Here is a 20,841-nt window from a genome sequence, read left to right on the forward strand (position 1 = left end):
TTAACTGTTTACACAATTGATTTGCACCACAATCGTTGGCGATTTTGATCTACACTCATGGACATATTTGAACCCACCTTATTTGTGCAGTTGATTTGCCCCATTTATGCGTAGTGATGGGTTGACGTATGAATAAACGAATATTGGTGCGCCTCTGAGAACACAACGGAAGGCAAAAGACTGAAATGTGTATGACTTTGTCAATTCTGAATAGCACGCGGTCTGAGCTCGGGGATAAGTCTTCCTTATGTCGATGGACAATGCCAAAAGCATTTTGACCCTTCCATACTGACCTCGTTTAGGCGCAAAGATATCCAGATTTCAAAGAAAGCCGAAAATTCCAGGCTGATTTGTATGGGCGTGTGTTCTTTTTGCAGCAAATCAGATGTTGGAGAACGGTGAACAAAGAAGGAGTGTGTATGTCAGATTCAAAGAATGGTACGGACTCTTCGCAACTTCCGAGTGATATCGAGGCCCTTTGTGCCTTGGCTAACTGGGATGGTGCAAGTTACTTCGATTTTTCGACTCCAAGACAAAAGTTCTTGGCTCAAAAACGCGAACGGAGACAAGCACAGAACGACATCATTCAAGTAAATCCTTGTGATCCCGCAATTGGGAGCACATTTACTCATAAGTGTGCCCCAAGAACCAAAGATCTCTCGCAGTTAGCAACCTCAGGCGTATCTAGCAAAGAGTCTTCACCTCAAGCCCAGAAAGGCTCATTTTTTCGCGAAATGAAGCTGACCCCATCCTGGGGGGCAAATTTGAATGACAATTATGGGGGTGAGCGTTTCTCTCAGTCTCTTTCCTCGGCGGATTTGAAGCAGGATGAGGAGTCTGTCCCACAACCGGTGACGCAATTGGGTATGGCGGCACTGCAATCCTGGCCCGGGCTCACAAATGGAGATTCAGTCTACACGGCAAATCGCGACAAAAACGTGAACGGAATGCCCTGTATAACTGGTTTCTTCTCCCTCTCTGGAGGTGTGGGGAAGACTAGCATGATAGCGTCTTTGGGAAGAGCCCTTGCAGCTTGTCGGCAACGGGTCCTGCTAGTAGATACATCTCCATATAGCCTACTGCCCTATTATTTTGGCGCAGATGACCAAAAACCTGGCGTAGTACGGACATTTCTGCCTCCAAGTAGCTGCGAAGGTGTACCTATCCAAGTATTAAGTCTGATGGATGACGAGTTATCCTTGCACGAAGGATCAGAAGAAGGCATCAAGGCAAGACTAAAGAGCCTCGCCGAAGATGTCGATCACATCCTGATAGATCTTTCCATTACAACTGATAGCCTTCTGCAATTGTCGCCTTTGATTCTCGTACCGGTTTTACCCGATATGAGTTCCGTGGTGACGCTAAATGCTGTGGAGGTTTTCTTTCAGAACCATCAAACCCGGACGGGCGAGGTTATCAAGCCGTACTATCTCCTAAATCAATTTGAGGATGCTTTCCCTCTACATAACAACATCAAGAACATTCTTCAACAGCAGCTTGGAGATTATTTAGTACCTCTCTCTCTGAGCCGACAGGTAGTAGTCAGTGAGGCTTTTGCAGAAGGTATGACAGTAATGGACTATGCACCGAATTCCACAGCTGCCTCCGATATCCAGAATCTCGCGAATTGGCTGAGGAGTACCTCTGCATCTGCGCTTGCTGAGCAGTACCGACCACGTTGGAGCGAACAATGAAACCATCGGATTTCATCTTGAATAGCCATAGAGAAAATTATCTAATTACTTTATTAGGCTCGCTACTTTTTATCGCGTGCCTGGTAGCCTTTGTCTTTTTTGCAATTCTTCCCATGTCCTGGCCCGAGCAACTGGTGCTGGGCCTCATGATGGTTATTATTGTTTTCGCGTTGAGAGGGATATCCAGATCTCATTTGGTTACTCTCACGCTAACCGTGCTGTCACTATTCGCCACAGCTCGTTATGGTTGGTGGCGTCTGACCACTGTTACGAAGTTTCTCACTGATCCTACGATTCCTCACCGGGCATGGGACTCATTCTTTGTAATCACACTAATTGTTGCCGAGGTGTACGCGTTTGTTATTCTCGTTCTCGGTTATTTGCAGACCATTTATCCCCTGCATCGGGTTCCCGTTCCTCTCCCTGCTAATCCGGAGGAGTGGCCAGACGTCGATTTGATTATTCCTACATACGACGAGCCACTTTCTGTTGTGAAACACACGGCTTTTGCCGCGCTGAATGTGGATTGGCCGATAGGTAAGCTCCATGTGCATTTGCTGGATGATGGGCATAGAGAAGAGTTTCGCCAGTTTTCTCTGGAAGCAGGAATCGGCTACATCTCCAGAGACGAAAATAAGGGAGCGAAAGCCGGAAATATCAATCACGCCTTAGCTCATCTGCACTCGCCATATGTTGCAATATTCGATTGTGATCACGTTCCGACGCGCAGCTTTTTGCAAGTGACTATGGGATGGTTTTTGCATGATCCAAAGTTAGCTTTGGTTCAGACACCGCACCACTTCTATTCTCCCGATCCGTTTGAACGTAATCTTGGACAGTTTCGCGAAGTCCCCAATGAGGGAGAGTTGTTCTACGGAATTGTTCAGGATGGCAATGATTTCTGGAATGCCGCATTCTTCTGTGGATCTTGTGCCGTTCTCAATCGCTCAGCTTTGGATGAGATTGGCGGTATTGCCACAGAAACTGTCACTGAGGATGCGCACACTTCGCTTCGGTTACAGAAGAATGGTTGGAACACCGCGTATATCAATATCCCACAAGCAGCAGGATTAGCCACCGAACGACTGGCAGCGCACGTTAAGCAACGTATTCGTTGGGCGCGAGGCATGATGCAGATCTTTCGGCGGGATAATCCGGTATTTGCCCGTGGGCTCAAATTATCCCAGCGGCTTTGTTATCTCAATGCCATGCTCCATTTCATGTATGCTTTGCCACGGCTGATTTTTTTGACTGCGCCGCTGATTTATCTGCTCTTTGGATACAGCAACATTCCCGGCTATTGGCTGACCATTCTGGCCTACTCGATTCCTCACTTGGTTTTGGGGAGTGTGACGAATTCTCGCGTGCAGGGACGGCATCGCCATTCTTTCTGGAACGAGATTTATGAAACGGTGCTTGCTCCATATATCTTGTTACCCACTTGTTTGTCGCTTATAAATCCAAAGCTTGGAAAATTCAATGTAACGGCAAAAGGTGGAACAGTAAACGAATCCTATTTCGATTCGAAGATAGCCAGGCCTTTTTTATTCCTGCTTATGCTTAATGTCGCAGGATTGGTGATGGCGGTGGTTCGGTACTTCTACTGGGACGTGAATCATCCAGGGACAGTACTCATGAATGTTATCTGGGTTCTGTTCAACATCGCGATTTTGGGTGTAGCTCTGGCCGTGGCACAGGAATCCAGACAGCGGAGAAAAGATGTTCGTATCGATCTTTCTGTTCCAGCTCCTATTGAATTGGAGGACGGAGAGATCATTCATGGAGAAACACTCAATGTTTCAAGCGGCGGAGCCGCTATTCGTCTGGAAAGTGGAGTTCAATTTCCGCCTCAAGGAAATATCAAAGTGCATTTCTTCATTCAGGGAGAAATGCGTGGCCTACCGGCACGAGTTGTTGCTTATCGAGGAAATATTTTGCGTATCCAATTTAGTGGACTTACGATTGCACAACAAGAACAGCTGACAGTATTGCTCTACTCTAGAGCTGACAGCTGGCTCATACAAGACGCGGATCGTAATGCCGATCGCCCATTGCACAGCTTCTTTGGGATTTTACGTTTATGTATTCAGGGGCTGACGCAAAGCTTTTTCGGGTTCTTCTCCGGGCCACCCCGGGAAACTGAAGATAGAAAGTTCGTGACTTCTCGCGGCTCATCAGTACTTCTTTTGATAGCGCTCGGTCTTACGCTATCTGTGATGTCAGCGCGCGCAGAAGTCATGACTCCTGGTACTCCGGCAGTTGATTGGGTCACAAAGGGTGCTTTCCATGAGAGTCTGCAATTTCGTGACATTGGTGTAGCATCTCCAATCGAATTTCATGGGGTACGTAATGTTCGTAGCGTTCCTTTCTCCTTATCGGATGCGCGCGTTGTAAAGCAAGCATCTGTGCATCTGTACTATCAGGTTTCTTCTGCTCTTTTGCCACAGGCCTCTTCTATCAAAGTGACAATGAACGGCGCATTTCTGACGACGTTGCAACTACCGCAACAACCAAGAAATGGGAATCCTGTTATGGAACAGGTCATTCCGGTTCCAGCAGATCTGATTGTCCGGAATAATCAATTAGCTTTCGAATTCGTTGGCCACTACTCGGCTTCCTGCGAGGATCCTAAAAATGGTGCTCTATGGGGGAGAATCGATAACAAGAGTTCTATTGATCTGAGCGGAGACAGTCTCCCCTTGGCAGATGATCTCAGATTGCTCCCTACACCGTTCCTTGATTCAACCAAAATTACAAGGTCTACAATTCCTGTAGTATTTCCTGAACGACCCTCCAGAGAAGCGTTGCGAGCCGCTGGAATCGTCGCTTCCTATTTCGGTGTTGCTGCGGATTACCGCCAGGTGCGGTTTCCCATCATCTTGGGAAATATTCCTTCGGGCAATGCGATTGTAATTGCTGCACATTCATCCAGTTTGCCGCCTTCCCTCAATCTGGGAGCCGTTAGCACTCCGACGTTGGCAATTCGGCAAAATCCGAGTGATCCCTTTGGAAAACTCTTAATTGTGACCGGTGGAGATGAACTTCAGTTAGTTAACGCAGCGCAGAGTCTAGCGATTAACAGTTCAAATTTGCGCGGGTCTACCGCCTCTATTTCCCAATTCTTACTCCCGGCGCTGCAGCAGGCAGATGCAGCTCCACGTTGGGCCCAGACAGATCATCCAACTCGGATTCTAGGATACGGAGCACAGGATGCACTTCATGGAGATGGTACAGCTCCTATGAATGCATATTTCCGTATCCCCCCGGATCTCTATTATGGCGACATGCACTCGGTACCGATGCATATCTTCTTCCGCTACAACTCTGCTCAAAGTGGCCCCAGGTCTTTTCTGTCTGTAGAGGCGAATCGTGCTGGTTTGGGTTCGATTCCACTCCCAGGGGGAGGTGGAATTGCCCGACAAGAAAAGGCGACGCTTCCTGTTCCTATAAGTTTGCTTCGTCCTTTTTCCAATACTCTGATGTTCAATTTTAATTTTCAGGATCCAAGAACCGATCCATGTCAGGGTGCAATACCTGGTAATACAGATGGATCTATTCTCGGTGATTCCTATCTCGATTTGCATGGTCTGCCGCACTATGTGTCGATGCCAAATCTTGAGTTGTTTTCAAATGCCGGTTTCCCATTTACAAGGTATGCGGATCTTCATGAAACAACAGTGGTAATGCCTCCGGATCCTTCGCCTGAGGAAATTGAGCTCTTCTTGTCATTAATGGCTCACTTTGGAGCGCAGACTGGATATCCCGCATTGCACGTCGGGGTAGGTAGTGCTGAAGACATGCATAAAGGTGCCAACCGGGATTTTCTCGTTCTTGGCATTGGGGATGATCAGCCTGCATTTGACCGGCTCGAAGACTATCTCCCGGTCATGATGTCTGGAGGCCTAGTCAGGTTGCAGGATGGAAAAGGGATCATGTCCTATCTGCGTCACCTCTGGTGGAAGATCGAGAATCGAGTTGAAGATGATTCCCGAGAATTGACTGAAGGTGGAGGGCTGAATGCCCTTATTGAAGGAATTGAGTCGCCATATTCCGGAGGAAGAAGTATTGTTCTGATTCATTTGCGAGATGCTGGCTCTTTTGAATCCTTCCTCTCTACTTTCTTGAATGTGTCACAGTCGAGTGCCATAGCCAAATCAGTCAGTGTTATGCGGAGTACGGAGTTCAGATCTTTCTGGATTGGGGAAAACTCTTATCATGTTGGGTCTCTTTCCAATTGGAAGGTATTGAGCCAGTGGTTTATGCAGGCACCCTGGTTGATTCCGCCGTTCTTGCTGATACTGGCTTTTGTTTCGGCCGGTTGGATGCATAGTAGGCTTCGTCGCTGGGCCTTTGCCCGTCTGCAATTTAGAGAAGGCTAGGTCCGGTGAAAGTAAAAACAATCTGTTTCGTACTTCTAGTGTTAGGTAACTTAGCAATGAGTTCCAGATCGGGAGAATGTCAGCCAGGACACTGGACTCTCTGGGAATCTTATCGGAATACATTTATCGATACTCAAGGGCGTGTCATCGATCCTCAGGGAAATGATTACACGACCTCGGAGGGGCAAGCATATGCGATGTTTTTCGCTCTGGCCGCCAACGATCAAACGCATTTTGAAAAACTGCTTCATTGGACACAGGACAACCTGGCAGGTGGCGATCTTAGTACTCAGTTGCCGGGATGGAAATGGGGAAAAGATGCCCATAACCAATGGCATATTCTCGATTCACATTCGGCGGCAGATGCCGATCTCTGGATGAGTTATGTGCTATTTGAGGCTGGGCGATTGTGGTCTAACCCAGTGTATACAAACCTGGGTAATCGAATGGCGGCCCTGATTGCTGCGGAAGAAGTCAAAGATATTCCCGGACTCGGGATGGTACTTCTCCCTGGGAACAAGGGCTTTCACCCCGATGATGCGACTTGGTATCTAAATCCAAGTTACCAACCTCTCCAGTTACTGGTGAGGTTGGAGCATCTGGATCCTCATGGACCATGGCGCGATGTCGCGGAATCGATGCCGAAGTTAATACAGCTAGGTACACGAAGGGGTTTTGTCATGGACTGGGTAAAGTACAACCAACATGACGGTTTTGAACCAAGCAGCCATCCAGGAGAAAAGGGTTCAAATGCGATCGGTAGCTACGACGCCATTCGGGTTTACTTATGGGCGGGGATGGCAAATCCCCATATGCCGGAACAAAGGGCTATTTTGCAAGCAATAACAGGTATGTCTACCTATCTGGAAAGGAACCTCTTGCCACCGGAAAAAGTAAGTGATGAAGGGGTGCCAGGGACAGCTGTGTCGCCAGTAGGCTTTTCTGCCGCTCTCCTGCCATATTTGCAGGCAACTGGGAATGGGAAGGGAGCGCAGATTCAACGGCGCAGAATAGCCATTGAACAAAACTCAACGACGAAGCTCTTAGGAGCGCAACACACTTATTACGACCAAAATTTGGCGCTATTTGGCTTGGGCTGGATGGATTGCCGCTTTCGTTTTGGAAAAGATGGGGAGCTAAAAGTGTTATGGAAACGTGGATAGGTTTAAGTCGAAAAATGCGGAAGTTTTGCAGGTATATATCAGCTATTACGATTTGCATGGCAGTAGGATTTACCACTCCCATATATGGGCAGTCTGACGCGCAGAAAGATCTCTTAGGAAAGGCTCATTCACTGGAGTCTCGTGGCCGAGGAGATATGGCTGCACAAGTCTATAAACAAATACTTTTAGCAGATCCCAATAATGTCGAAGCCATCATTGGACTCGCTGAGTATTACAAGGTTTCCGGGAACAATGCCGAAGCAGAAAAATACCTGCAACAATTGAGGGTATTGAGTCCTGGAAATCCGAATGTTTCCAGAATTCAGGAGCTATCAAAGGGCTCTGAACGGTATAACCGTCTAGCTGAAGCAGGAAGGCTTGCACAGGCCGGGCAGTCTGATGCAGCCATGGATATCTATCGTTCCATGTATGGCTCCAATCCCCCTGACGGTGATTTGGCTCTTGCTTTCTACGAGACCGAGTACGGAACAAATAATGGAAAAGGACATGCTCTCGAGGGGCTAAGGGGATTGGTAAAACGTCACCCAGGTGAACAGCGCTATGCTATTGCTCTGGGCCGCGTGCTTACCTATAGTCCCAAAACGCGTGCCGAAGGAATACGCTTATTGGGACAATATCCCCAAAACGCAATTGCTCAATCGTCTTTGCGGCAAGCGCTTTTGTGGGACGCACAGAATCCAAACTCCATTGGCTCAATGCGTGAATATTTGAAGCAACATCCTGATGAGGAGTTGGCGGAAAAGTTGCATTCTACGGAATCTGTGGCCTTACAGCGTCAGAATGCTTTGGCTGTCTCCGAAGGAGAACGGGAGGGGTATAGATTACTTTCGCAAGGAAAGACCGATCTTGCTCAGCAAAAGTTTCAGGGGATTATCGAGAAACAACCTGAGAATGCCCGGGCGTATGCGGGGTTAGGCTTTGTTTATATGAAGCGGGGTTCTTTTTCGGATGCCGTCGATTCTTTTGAGAAGGCACAAAAACATGGCCTGAAAATTGCAGCCGTTGATACTGCTTTGACGCAATCTCATTTCTGGTTATTGATGAATGAGGGGGCAAGGGCATTCACTCAGAGCGAATATGATAAGGCCGGTGAGAAATACCGTGAGGCTCTGAAAATTGTACCCACAAGTCCAGAGGCTTTGGAGGGGCTTGCGGGAGTATTAATGACAAAGCAGCAGTATCTCCAGGCAATAGATACCTACCAGCAGGCAATCAAATTGCAGCCCAAGAGCGTAAGCCTTTGGCGTGGATTTGTCACTGCAGAAACACTTTCAGGAAATCCGAAAGATGCCATTGCAAAACTGAATCAAGCGCCTAAAGCAGTACAAGACGAGCTCATGAACGATCCAGGCTACCTTAGTTCCTTATCTACCGCGTATAGAAAAGCGGGACAGAATGCTGAGGCTGACCGGGTCCTGGAACGAGCAATGAAACTGCCCATTCCTGAGGGCGCAAAAGGCGTGGGTGTTCGACTGCAATACGCTTCTCTTATGATGGCAAATAATCGCTATGAAGAGGCTGTCAATCTGTACCGGCAAATACTTGCGGACGATAATGAGAACAAGGACGCTTGGCAGGGACTAATTAGCGCTCTACATCAATCCAATCAAGATGAAGATGCTATAGCTGCTTTTGAAGGAATGCCGTCGGATGCTCATGAAAATGTATTGAATGATCCATCTTTTCTCGTCGTGCTGGCAGCTGTCTATCAGAAGCAGAATCGGTTTGATGTTGCACAGGGCTTCCTGGAGCGGGGAATTCACTTGAAGTCCGCCGCAGGGAATCAACCCTTGGTTGCTCTTCGCTTGCAGCTCGCTTCACTTGATCTCTCTGCAGGCAAGGTCGATGAAGCTGCGGATGTTTATCGGCAAATATTAGTTTTGGATCCCAGTAATGCAGATGCCTGGAAGGGCCTTTTAGCCGCATTGCAAAAGGGTGGGCGTGATCAGGAGGCATTGGATCAACTGGCCCATACTCCCTATGCCTTGCGTAGTTCTTTGGATCAGGACTTGGAATATCAACAAACAGTTGCTGGCATTTATTCAAAGAATGGACAGTCTGTGTCCGCGCTAAAAGCTCTCGCTAAAGTTCAAGGCCAATATGCAGCTCGGCACGTAAATCCTCCAGCCAGTGTCGATCTTCAGACCGCTTGGCTTCTTTATGACACACGCAATGATAGAGGTCTGTACATTATTCTGATGCGGGTAGGTAGCCGTTCCGACCTGACACCTAATGAACGAGAGCAGACTCAAAGACTATGGGCGAGTTGGAGTGTACGCCGCGCTGGCCAAGAAGTTGATGCGGGCAATTCGCAAAAAGCTGTTGAAATTTTGGATGCGGCAGCAGACCAACTGCCAGATGATCCATTTATCAGTAAAACCATAGCCGGGGGGTATGCTCGAGCTGGAAAGGCGAATGAGGCACTCAAAATCTATTCGAATCAGAAATGGGAAAATGCTTCTGTTGCCGATTATCAAGGAGCAATTGGAGCTGCGATGTCTGCCAACGACTATAAACAGGCAGAGATATGGCTGTTGCAGGCTCTTCATCAATATCCCAATGACTACAAGATCTTTGCTCTTGCAGCGCAGCTTGAGAGGGCTCAGGGTAACGAGTCCCGTGCCGCGGCTTATTGGCGTGCTTCTTTAGCGGCTGTTCCTCCCGCGGAGGCGTCTAACTCTTTGGCCGAGGAGCTTGCCACTCCGGCTCCCAAAGAGAAGAAACATCTACCAGAGCCTCTGGACTTGCCTCTGCTACTAAATCCTCATGCAGATGATCCGCAGGAGAAAGAGGAAAAACCTCTCCCTGGGTATAAAGACCTGAAATCGGCTGCTGAGGTTGAGCGAGAATCTTTAGTCCTTTCAGATAATAGAAATCCGTCAGATATCTATACAAAGGTAGATGCTCCCATGCAATTCGGGAGAGTACGCCGGATCGATTGGGTATCGTTGGCGAAAAAACCAAGACTCGTCTACATGCAATACTCTCCTTCTGCAACGAAGTCCGAGAGTGCACCGTCTTCTGCAGCAGGTAAGCAACAGACGCCAGCCTCGTCGGCTCCTCCTGTATGGATTTATCCCGAGCAGAATGTTCTTACCGTAAGGCAGAGGATGAATCAGCGGCCGCCAACTACCAATGCCCGCCAACAGGCACAAGAACAACTTAATATCCTTGAGGGAAGTCATAGCGGTTGGGGTGGAGCAAATGCTTATGCTATCCATCGTAGTGGTGTAGATGGTTATGATCGTCTTACAGGGTTTGAGGCCCCAACAGAGGCATCATTCCCATTGGGTCCCACCGCGCGTATTACGGTTATTGCTACACCTGTCTTCCTAGACTCTGGAACCGTTAGCGGAGACAGCACTATTACAGTTGTGACGTCGAATTCTAATTCAAAGACGGAGAATATTACTCAGCCGCTGGGAACTCTCGTTACGATGAGCAACAGTCAACTTCCAGAAGAGCAGAGCGCCTGGGGCCTGGGTGGAGAAGTACAACTGGTTACTCACTCATTTGGAGCAGCGGTAGGATATACTCCTTATGAGTTTCCTGTTGCTAATCTTATTGGGCGTTTACAATATCGCCCTGTTGATAGCCCGATAACATTCAGCATTTCTCGCGAGAGTGTTAAGGATACTCAACTGTCTTATGCTGGGTTACACGATCCGGGTTCAATGACGACCAACAATTCTGGTAATATCTGGGGAGGTGTTGTAGCGAATGCCGGGAATGTACAGTTTAATCAAGGGAATGCGAATTATGGATATTATGCCGGAGTTGGAGGACAATATCTAACTGGTAGAAATGTTCTTACCAATAGACGTTTTCATGGCAACGCCGGTGCCTATTGGAGTGTGTATTCCCGGCCCGACTCAGGCTATCTTAGTATCGGAGTAAATTTCTTCGGAATGGGTTATTCTTATAACTTACGTGCCATGACTTGGGGTATGGGAGGATACTTCAGTCCCCAGACTTATATTCTTGGCAATGCTCCGATTACCTGGCACGGGCATTATCGTAAGAATCTTAACTACAACATCACAAGTAGCCTGGGAGTTCAGGGTTTTCGTGAAGACAAATCCTTGTTATTCCCTTCGATCAAAAATTCGACTACTACCGCTACATACCGTAACTATGCTCTGCCTGCTCGGTCGAGTGTCGGTGGAAATTACGATCTGCGTGCCGAAGTGTCCCGCATGTTAAATAATCATTGGTATTTTGGCGGTTTTGCAAATCTCAACAATTCGAGAAACTACAATAGCCAAACTGCCGGATTCTTTGTCCGTTATATGTTTCATAAACAACCGCTGCTGGAAGATGGACGTACAGGGATCTTCCCTCATGATGGTTTTCGTCCTTTACTAGTTCCGTAGCAAAAGTTTTATTAGAGGGAGGAATGACACTCCCCGCAACCAGTGTCCTCTGCGCGATTTGTTACAACGGACGCAAATCCTGCAGAGGACACACCTTATTTTGTAACTGCATTGGTATTAAAACCTTCTACAGCATAAAAGGCGTATGCCGATCTGCGTTGTTGCGGAAGGTTGTATGGCTTTCTCTGCGGAGGAACAATACTTCTCCGTTCCTGATTAGCCATCAAACCGGAAAATTATTTGAATGTGACAGTCATGTCCCGATGATTACGGGACTTTCCGTTTTGCACTCAACTATGGCTATTGGGCCCCTGAGGAGTTTTTGTAGATATCATGAAAGTTCGGAAGGCAGTTTTTCCCGCCGCGGGTTTGGGAACCCGCTTTTTACCCGCAACGAAAGCCATCCCCAAAGAGATGCTTGCTTTGGTTGATAAACCTATCATCCAGTACGGAGTAGAAGAGGCACTCGCTGCAGGCTGCGACGAAATCATCATTGTTACCGGCAGGGGCAAGACCCCTATGGAAGACCATTTCGATACCAGCTTTGAACTGGAAGCTACGCTGGAACGTCGTGGAAAGACCGAACTGCTCGACATGGTTCGCCATGTGGCCCATATGGCCAAAATCTCTTATGTTCGGCAAAAGGAGGCTCTGGGACTCGGCCATGCCGTACTGACCGCCCGTAAGCTCGTGGGCGATGAACCCTTTGCAGTGCTTCTTCCCGACGATGTCATCGCCGCAGAGGTCCCTTGTTTAAAGCAGATGATCGAAGTCTTTGAGGAGCGGCAAGGATCGGTTCTTGCGACTCAGAGCATCGAAGGCCCGGCCATCTCTGCCTACGGCGTCCTGGACGGCACGGTGGATGAAAAAGATCCGCGCATCATGAAGGTAAGTGGCATGGTGGAGAAGCCGAAGTTCGAAGAGGCTCCTTCGAAAAATGCCATCATCGGCCGCTATATCTTGACCCCGCGTATCTTCGATCTACTGGAAAACACTGAGCCGGGAGCAGGAGGAGAGCTGCAGCTCACCGATGGCATCAAGGCTCTGCTGCAATACGAGCATGTCTATGGTTTCAACTTCGATGGCGTACGTCATGACGCCGGAGACAAGTTCGGCATGTTGCGAGCTACCGTAGAGTTTGCTCTCAAGCGCGACGACTTGGGACCCAAGTTCCGGGAATACCTGAAAACAGTTGTGTGACACCCCCATTCGTTCGCCCGGCCTCGCCTCATTACCGCAGGTCGGGCTCAAGAACACTCGGATCTTCATTCTTCTACTTTGCAGCAGTTCTTTAATGAAGAGACGTGCGAGCTGGTGAGTTGGTTTTCCAGCCGGTATCGGTATTGCCAAGCCATGAATGGCTGTGCCGGGTTCTCGCCGGGAGCGCTATCTGGGGCGATTCTAGATTCCTAAATTGTAGAGCTGAATGCTATTGAGACAGATGTGCCCTTCAGCAATAGTTTGACAGCCAATGCGGCTCACGAGTAATTTGTACTCCATCTCCGAAAACGTTTTCCGGCCCGATAATTTTTGCAGCATGAACATTACGGCCAGTACGAGTCGGCATGAGGAGTTGATAAGAATGAAGAGGCCAATTGGCAAGTTCTTGAAAGGTAAAGCTGGAGCGATATCAATCGGTGTGCTGAGCATAATTTCATTTGCACAGAATATCGTCGCATCGGATGCACGCAAGCCAGACATTGACTTTTCTACCGTTCTCTATGGTGCTGCTTACTACAACGAATACATGCCTGGGGATCAGCAAGCGCGCTTAGAAAAAGATATCGCGTTGATGAAAGCTGCCGGACTCAATGTTGTACGTATGGGGGAGTCTACCTGGAGTCTCTGGGAACCTGAAGATGGCAAATTCGAATATGCCTGGATGGATCACATCGTAGAAGCGATGAACAAGGCTGGTATCAAAGTGATACTTGGGACTCCAACCTATTCCGTTCCCGCATGGATGGCCCATCAACATCCCGAAATTCTGGCGGAGCGTATTCCTGCAGGAGCCTTTGGAGGGAAGACTGTTCCAGCCAGCTACGGTATGCGGCAAAACATGGATACCGACTCTCCCGCGTATCGCTTTTATGCCGAACGTCTGATCCGTCATATTGTTGCGCACTATAAAGACAATCCAGCGGTTGTCGGATGGCAAATCGATAATGAAACTTCAAGCTATGAAGCCGCCAATCGCGATGTCTTTATCGGCTTTCAGCACTATCTCGAGAAGAAATTCGGTACGCCTGAGAATCTGAGTAAAGCATGGTTTTTGAACTACTGGGGTGAGAATATCCACACCTGGGAGGACTTGCCCACTCGTGAAGGAGCGCAGAGTACCGGCTACAAACTGGAGTGGTCACGTTGGGGTCAGATGCGTGTAACCGACTTTTTACATTGGCAGGCTGATCTGGTACGACAGTGCGCCGGACCCCAACAGTTCATTACTACGGATTTTGGCGGGGTAATGAAACGGGATGTGAATGAAGAAGCCATTGCTGCTGATCTCGACATCCCTGCAGACAACATCTATCACGGAAGTCAGGATCATTTCGATGGTTCGGAGCAATCCATCCAGGCTGATTTCACTCGCTCGTTAAAACATTCGAATTTCCTGGTGACTGAAACCAATGCGCAATCGACAGATTGGACTTCGGCCTACCAATATCCGCCCTATGACGGCCAATTGCGAGAGGATGTTTATACGCACGTGGCAAACGGAGCCGCACTGGTTGAGTATTGGCATTGGGCTTCGATCGCAGCCAATCAGGAAACATACTGGAAAGGTGTTCTGTCTCACGACCTCGAACCAAATCGCGCATATGCCGAAGTGAGTCGTACCGCTCACGAACTGCAAAAGATCGGACCCAAAATCGTAGGGCTAAAAATCCATAATGATGTGGCTATTCTGTGGAGCCGGGACTCTCAAAATGCGATTGGTTTTATGCCGTTCACTGCCTCTGGCGGGCAGTGGAGCTTTGCTGGACCGACAGCAGATTATAGTTCACTCGTACGTCAGATCCATCGTGCTCTCTATGATCTGAACGTCGGCTCCGATTTCGTCTTTCCTGAGACGCAGGATTTTTCACAATACAAATTGCTCATCGTTCCTGCGTTGTATATAGCTGATGACGCATTATTGGAACGCATCAGCAATTATGTGAAGAACGGTGGACATGTGGTGATGACTTTCAAGAGCGGCTTCGCCAATGAGAATTCCGCAGTGCGATGGGTTCGGGCACCCGGGCCGCTACGGGAAGCTGCAGGATTCAGCTATCAGGAATTTTCCAATCTTGAACATCCTCTAGTTCTTAAGGATGACCCGTTTCACGCAGGCCAGGACAATAAAGTGAGTTATTGGGCAGAATTTCTCATGCCTGAACATGCGAAGACTCTCGCCTCCTACGACCATCCATTTTTTGGACGATGGGCAGCAATTACCGAAAATCAATTTGGTTCGGGCACACTTCTCTATGAAGGCACCTACCTTTCGGATGTACTGCAACGGGCAGTCATTGAGGGGGCTCTGGAGAGTGCCGGTCTAGCCGGTTCCGATCAGAATCTGCCTGCTTTTGTCCATGTTCAGCATGGAATGAACAAAATGGGCCATCGAGTACATTTTTATTTCAACTACTCAGCAAACACGGCGCATTTCAAATACACATATCCGCGTGGGGAAAGTCTGCTTCAGACGGGGGCTGTTGCATCGGGAACGGAACTCAATCTTGGCCCGTGGGATGTTGCCATCATTGAAGAGGCTCAATAGCCTCCTTGGATTTGGGGATTTGGCTGGAGGTTCAATCCAGGGCTTCAGGAATCTAGCTTGGCGTTTGATTCTTAAGCCGGATGCCCTACAGTCACCCTAAATTCATGAATTCATCGCAAGGTACTCTGCCATCCCAAGCGGTACCGTTCATCATCCTATTGAGTGGTGTCTCCGTGATCTCCAATGAGAATGACGGAGGACAGTCTTGGGAATGAGGCGAGAGCGACAGAAGATCGGCGTGAGCTGCCTATACTCAAAGTGATATTACGATTTGCCGCTTTCTCTCCGGGAGAGCTCGATAGCTCGAGCTGCTTGCCCCCTATCTCCGTTCAGGGTTCCTTGAATTGATTGGTCTAGACCAAATCCAGTAAATGTCTTTAGTAGCAATTCGCCGCTTTGATTTTCTATTTTTTCAGCGCTAACGATTCAATACCCGGTATATGGCACCAAACCAAAGAAATCATGGGAGTCATACCGTATTTAGCGGATGGTATGATTCTTAATATTAGTTTACTTTAGAGTAAACAATCTGGGAGCCAAAGGTTAATCATGCGACTACCCGCATTGCGCCGTATTACATCCAGTGGTGCCTATATCCCTGAAATTGATGGATTGCGGTTCATCGCCATTATGTCCGTGGTGTGTTACCACGTGCTCCGCATGACCGAAATTTACACGAATGCAAGGTATAAGGCTCCGGGTTCCACGATAGGCGCTTTCCTGGGAAACATGCTGGCGCACGGCTATCGTGGGGTTCCGCTTTTCTTCGCAATTTCCGGTTTTGTGCTTGGCGTTCCATTTGCCCGACAGTATTTGGCTGGAGAAAAGGCTGTAAACCTGAAGGCGTATTTCCTACGCCGTGTTACGCGTCTTGAACCTCCCTACATCGCGAACCTGATCATTCGTCTTCCGCTTGCAAAAGCTGCGCATAACATGACCTGGGGAGCAATTCTCCCTCATTTCTTTGCAAGTTTGGTGTATTGCCACACTCTCATCTATGGAATCCCTCCTGTCGTACACGGTCCCAGTTGGTCGCTGGAAATTGAGGTGCAATTCTACATTTTGGCCCCAATCCTGGCTGTAATCTTCTTTCGTAGAAATGATTTGCTTCGGTACACCTGTTTGGTGGCGATCCTCATTGGAGCTGGCTTTTTGCAGCTTCATCGTCCGGATGGCGTGCGCTGGGAGCTGAACATCATCAACTATGGCCAATACTTCCTGTCCGGATTCCTGGTTGCGGACCTCTATACTACGCGGCTCCAGCGGCTTCCCAAGTCAATCATTTGGGATATCGTCTGCGTACCTTTTTGGTGCCTTGTATTTCTGGGACCAGAGGCTGTCGCCCACATCTGGATTCCCATTATTACGGTTCTTCTCTATTGTGGAGCTTTTCAGGGTGTGGTCATCCGCTGGTTCCTGCGTCGCACTTGGGTCGCCACAATAGGTGGCATGTGTTACAGCATTTACCTGACACATTCCCTTGCACTGCAGGGAGCCTATGTTGTCTTCAACAAACTCCCGATCCACGGCTGGTGGCCTAAGCTGTTCGTGAGTGAGATTCTCATCACTCCCATTTTGCTCGCAGTGGGTACGGTATTTTTTGTTTTGATCGAGCGTCCTTGCATGGACAAAAACTGGCCGCAGAAACTTGCTGCTCGATTCAGGAGATCTCCGGAACTCGAAAAAGCCAGCGCCTAAGGTATCTCCAACCTATCTGGAAGGCACTTTCGGCAACGGTGTTTATGACGGGGCTCTCGCTATTGCGGGAGCCTTCTGTCATTGCGCCCTATCTTATCCGCACAATTATTTCGCCCGCGAAGTTGAATAGCCCAAAACCAGGCCATGCTCAGGTGTCGACAGCTGGCATTTTCATCCTCCGTTGAATGGAATCTCCGGCGCCGACCTTTCTGTGTCTGCCATTTCACTTTTAAATATTTTTGACTCTCTTTTGTTTCGATGTGATATAACACATCTGTTCTTTTGTTTCGTTTTATTTCGAATCGAAATAGCATGGATTGCCGATTGTCAGGAGGGTCAAGTGAACGTAACCCGCAAGTTCTTGCCTTGGGCAGTACTTCTCTGTGCGGTATGTGAGGGCTCCGCTTTTGCAGAGATGCGCGAGGCTTTCGGTAACGCCAGAATCGATGCGGAGGTGAGCGCAACAAAAGGAAACCTTCTACTAGGTGCGGCAGAGGATCGAAATACCCATTCCAAGCTGAATTTGGGGGAGGCTTTTGTCCTGGTACTGAAGGATAACCGCACGATCCGGGCGTCGAGCATGAAGATATCGAATGGTCTCAAGATCTCAGCTCTTGCAGCTGTTCCTAGCGCATCCCGTGCGGCCGAACGTTTGCCGGGAAAACAGATCTGTGCGGATCTGGAAGACGAAGCCTCTGCAACAAACGTTCATTGGTGCATGGTAGTGCGGGGGGAAGCGGCTTATCTACGGCAGGAGGTTACGATTCATGCCGGAAAGAGAGCGTTGCCGCTGGCCGATGTGCAATTGATATATGTCACCGATGAGAAGGCAAAAGTAGTCGGCACGGTGGCCGGATCTCCGCTTGTAAGTGGCGAATTCTTTCGTGGCTTTGAGCATCCACTTTCCTATAGCAATGTGGAGAATGGAACGGCTGTATCTGGTCTAAAGCGCATCCTGCAACTTGGGGCAGGGCAGTCGATTACTTATTCCTCTGTCATTGGAGCAGCGCGACCTGAACAAATGCGGCGCGATTTTCTGGAGTATCTCGAGCTGGAGAGGTCCCATCCTTACAGGACATTTCTTCATTACAACACTTGGTATGACATTGGATTTGGTGAACGTTTCGGTGCCGACGGAGTGCTAGATCGAATCCACGCGTTCGGAGAAGAGCTTGTCCGTAAACGGGGCGTCACGATGGATTCCTTCCTGATGGACGATGGTTGGGATAATACGCACTCATTGTGGGGATTTGATAGCGGATTCCCCGATGGATTCACTCCTCTACTTTCAGCCTCGAAGCAATACGGTTTTGGCATTGGAGTATGGCTCTCTCCTTGGGGCGGTTACGGAACGGACAAGATAGAGCGCATTACTTATGGGAAGAGCCGTAATTACGAGGTCGTTAAAGGCGGGTATGCCCTTTCCGGACCTAAGTACTATGCGAAGTTTGAAGAAACCTGTCTAAATTTCATGACTCGTTTCGGTGTGAATCAATTCAAGTTCGACGGGACGGGAAATGCAAATCAGGTTTTTCCCGGCAGTGTATTTGATAGTGACTTTTCTGCCGCGATTCGTCTGATCGAGCGTTTACGCCAGCAAGACAGTCAGGTCTTCATCAATCTGACGACTGGCACAAAACCCTCTCCCTTCTGGCTTCGGTATGCAGATTCAATCTGGCGGTCTGGAGAAGATCACAGCTTTGCTGGAGAAGGGAGCTGGCGTCAGAAGTGGATTACCTATCGCGACGGACAGACATACCAGAACATCGTGCAGGCTGGACCTTTGTTTCCATTGAACTCGCTCATGCTGCACGGCCTCATCTATGCGCGGAAAGCAGAGCATCTCTCCGAAGATCCAGAACACGATTTTGCCGATGAAGTGCATTCTTACTTCGGCTCTGGAACACAGTTGCAGGAGATGTATATCACTCCTTCATTACTCTCTCCGGCGGATTGGGACACCTTAGCCGAGGCGGCACGGTGGTCTCGAGAACATGCTTCGACTCTTCGCGATAGCCATTGGGTAGGCGGCAATCCCCTTAAGGGAGAAGTTTATGGTTGGGCTTCATTGAGCATGACTGAAGGAATTCTGGTATTACGAAACCCAACTGCGCATCGCGCTTCTTTGACTGTCGATCTACAAAAGGCTTTTGAATTAACCCCAGATGCGCCTAAACAATATGAGGCCCGGAGTCCCTGGAAATCTCAAGCCTCTCAACCCCCCGTCATGCTGCATGCAGGAGAGGAGCATGTTTTTGCTCTTGAACCATTTGAAGTCCTGACGCTGCAAATGCAGCCGCATCGCTGAACAGAACACACGGAGAGAGTACAAGTCTATGGCGAATTCTCTACGGAAACTCTTACAGGAGCGGGGCGAGCGCGGTAATGCACGCGGAATTTATTCCGTATGCTCATCGCATCCGCTTGTTATTCGAGCAGCCATGCAGCAAGCATTGGCGGATGGCAGTCCTCTCCTTATCGAGGCCACTTCGAACCAGGTAAATCAAGATGGTGGCTATACCGGCATGCGTCCGAATGATTTTCGGAAGATGGTTATGCACCTTGCAGTTGCCGAAGGTCTTCCTGCAAATCGCATCATCCTTGGTGGCGATCATCTCGGTCCAAATCCTTGGCAACATTTGCCTGCAGAAGAGGCTATGGTGCGAGCCGAGGCGATGGTGAGGGAATATGCAGAAGCCGGTTTTACCAAACTGCATTTAGATGCCAGTATGTGTTGCTCCGATGACCAGGGGCCGCTGTCAAACAAAGTTATCGCCGAACGTGCGGCAAGACTATGTTTTGCTGCCGAACGTTTCGTTCAGGAAGAAGATCCTGGATACATCATTGGAACCGAGGTACCCGTGCCTGGAGGGGCAACGGAAAGCTTGGCCGGCCTTCAGGTTACCAACTCTTCCGATGCCGAAGAGACCTGGCGAATTCATCGTGAAGTCTTTTATACGCATGGACTCCAGGATGCCTGGGAGCGTGTGCTTGCGATGGTTGTGCAACCTGGAGTTGAGTTCAATCACGACAGCGTCATTGATTACATCCCCTCCAAAGCTGTTGCCTTGAAAAGTATGCTCCCGAAAATGGGTGGACTTGTTTTTGAAGCCCACTCGACTGATTATCAGAGACCCGATCTCTATACATCACTGGTTCAGGATGGCTTTGCAATTCTGAAAGTAGGGCCTGCGTTGACCTTTGCTATGCGAGAGGCACTTTTCGGGTTGGCGGAGCTGGAAAGAGAATTGGTGGAAGCCAGCAATCAGTCCCATTTACCGGACGTGATGGAAGAGGTAATGCTTGCTTTTCCGAAGAATTGGCAAAACCACTATCACGGGGATAAACGAAGACAGCGGCTGCTGCGGCGCTATAGCTATAGTGATCGGATCCGATACTACTGGAACAATCCTGCAGCCGAAGAATCTGTCAATCTACTCATCGAGAATTTGCGTCAAACAATTGTTCCTGAGACGTTGATTAGTGCACAGTTACCGCTCGATTATCGTGATTTGCGAAATGGGCAGCTAAAGATCGAGTCCGATGCGATCATCCTTCAACACATACGTCGAACTCTAGCGCCATACGCAGCAGCTTGTTTCCCTAGTTGAAGACATACTCTTGTACCTCGTTTCAGCTGGTGGAGCAGGGTGGAAACCGCAATCCAAGGCATAAGGATCACTTATTTGCCTGCATTTTTGATATTAATTTTTTCTTTCTTTTTATTTCGTTGTATTACGTCTCGGT

Annotated in this window: 9 protein-coding genes; all 9 read left to right on the plus strand. The window is 48.8% G+C overall.

Features of this window, described 5'->3' with window-relative positions:
• Window positions 1-419: 419 nt before the first annotated feature.
• The 9 genes from AC6I7T_RS30465 (at window position 420) to AC6I7T_RS30505 (ending at window position 20,705) form a co-directional block, all read left to right on the plus strand.
• The gene (locus AC6I7T_RS30465; RefSeq protein WP_497795144.1) at window positions 420-1,694 is read left to right on the plus strand and encodes a cellulose synthase operon protein YhjQ/BcsQ; all 1,275 of its coding nucleotides are present in this window, start codon (window positions 420-422) and stop codon (window positions 1,692-1,694) included.
• Window positions 1,691-6,073: a UDP-forming cellulose synthase catalytic subunit gene (gene bcsA, locus AC6I7T_RS30470; RefSeq protein WP_497795146.1), complete on the plus strand. Its 4,383-nt coding sequence runs from the start codon at window positions 1,691-1,693 to the stop codon at window positions 6,071-6,073. The genes AC6I7T_RS30465 and bcsA overlap by 4 nt, the downstream gene beginning before the upstream one ends.
• A 38-nt stretch (window positions 6,074-6,111) precedes the next feature.
• Window positions 6,112-7,236, plus strand: coding sequence for a cellulose synthase complex periplasmic endoglucanase BcsZ (gene bcsZ / locus AC6I7T_RS30475; protein ID WP_497795542.1), 1,125 nt, complete (start codon window positions 6,112-6,114; stop codon window positions 7,234-7,236).
• Between the two features lie 56 nt (window positions 7,237-7,292).
• Window positions 7,293-11,630 carry a cellulose synthase subunit BcsC-related outer membrane protein gene (locus tag AC6I7T_RS30480; RefSeq protein WP_497795148.1) on the plus strand — a complete coding sequence of 1,446 codons (4,338 nt, stop codon included), beginning with the start codon at window positions 7,293-7,295 and terminating at the stop codon, window positions 11,628-11,630.
• 333 nt (window positions 11,631-11,963) lie between these two features.
• On the plus strand, window positions 11,964-12,830 hold the full coding sequence (gene galU / locus AC6I7T_RS30485; protein ID WP_497795149.1) for a UTP--glucose-1-phosphate uridylyltransferase GalU: 867 nt from the start codon (window positions 11,964-11,966) through the stop codon (window positions 12,828-12,830).
• A 382-nt stretch (window positions 12,831-13,212) separates the two neighbouring features.
• On the plus strand, window positions 13,213-15,396 hold the full coding sequence (locus AC6I7T_RS30490; RefSeq protein WP_497795151.1) for a beta-galactosidase: 2,184 nt from the start codon (window positions 13,213-13,215) through the stop codon (window positions 15,394-15,396).
• A 549-nt stretch (window positions 15,397-15,945) separates the two neighbouring features.
• Window positions 15,946-17,094: an acyltransferase family protein gene (locus AC6I7T_RS30495; RefSeq protein WP_497795152.1), complete on the plus strand. Its 1,149-nt coding sequence runs from the start codon at window positions 15,946-15,948 to the stop codon at window positions 17,092-17,094.
• Window positions 17,095-17,434: 340 nt separating this feature from the next.
• The gene (locus AC6I7T_RS30500) at window positions 17,435-19,402 is read left to right on the plus strand and encodes an alpha-galactosidase (RefSeq protein WP_497795153.1); all 1,968 of its coding nucleotides are present in this window, start codon (window positions 17,435-17,437) and stop codon (window positions 19,400-19,402) included.
• 28 nt (window positions 19,403-19,430) lie between these two features.
• A complete protein-coding gene (locus AC6I7T_RS30505; protein ID WP_497795155.1) occupies window positions 19,431-20,705 on the plus strand; it encodes a D-tagatose-bisphosphate aldolase, class II, non-catalytic subunit in 1,275 nt (424 codons plus the stop codon).
• Window positions 20,706-20,841 lie beyond the last annotated feature (136 nt).

The sequence above is a fragment of the Humiphilus diazotrophicus genome (genome assembly GCF_059726315.1).

Coding starts and splice junctions, on each gene's coding strand:
- AC6I7T_RS30465 (WP_497795144.1), top strand. CDS start 420: ATGTCAGATTCAAAGAATGGTACGGACTCTTCGCAACTTCCGAGTGAT.
- bcsA (WP_497795146.1), top strand. CDS start 1,691: ATGAAACCATCGGATTTCATCTTGAATAGCCATAGAGAAAATTATCTA.
- AC6I7T_RS30480 (WP_497795148.1), top strand. CDS start 7,293: ATGGCAGTAGGATTTACCACTCCCATATATGGGCAGTCTGACGCGCAG.
- galU (WP_497795149.1), top strand. CDS start 11,964: ATGAAAGTTCGGAAGGCAGTTTTTCCCGCCGCGGGTTTGGGAACCCGC.
- AC6I7T_RS30490 (WP_497795151.1), top strand. CDS start 13,213: ATGAAGAGGCCAATTGGCAAGTTCTTGAAAGGTAAAGCTGGAGCGATA.
- AC6I7T_RS30495 (WP_497795152.1), top strand. CDS start 15,946: ATGCGACTACCCGCATTGCGCCGTATTACATCCAGTGGTGCCTATATC.
- AC6I7T_RS30505 (WP_497795155.1), top strand. CDS start 19,431: ATGGCGAATTCTCTACGGAAACTCTTACAGGAGCGGGGCGAGCGCGGT.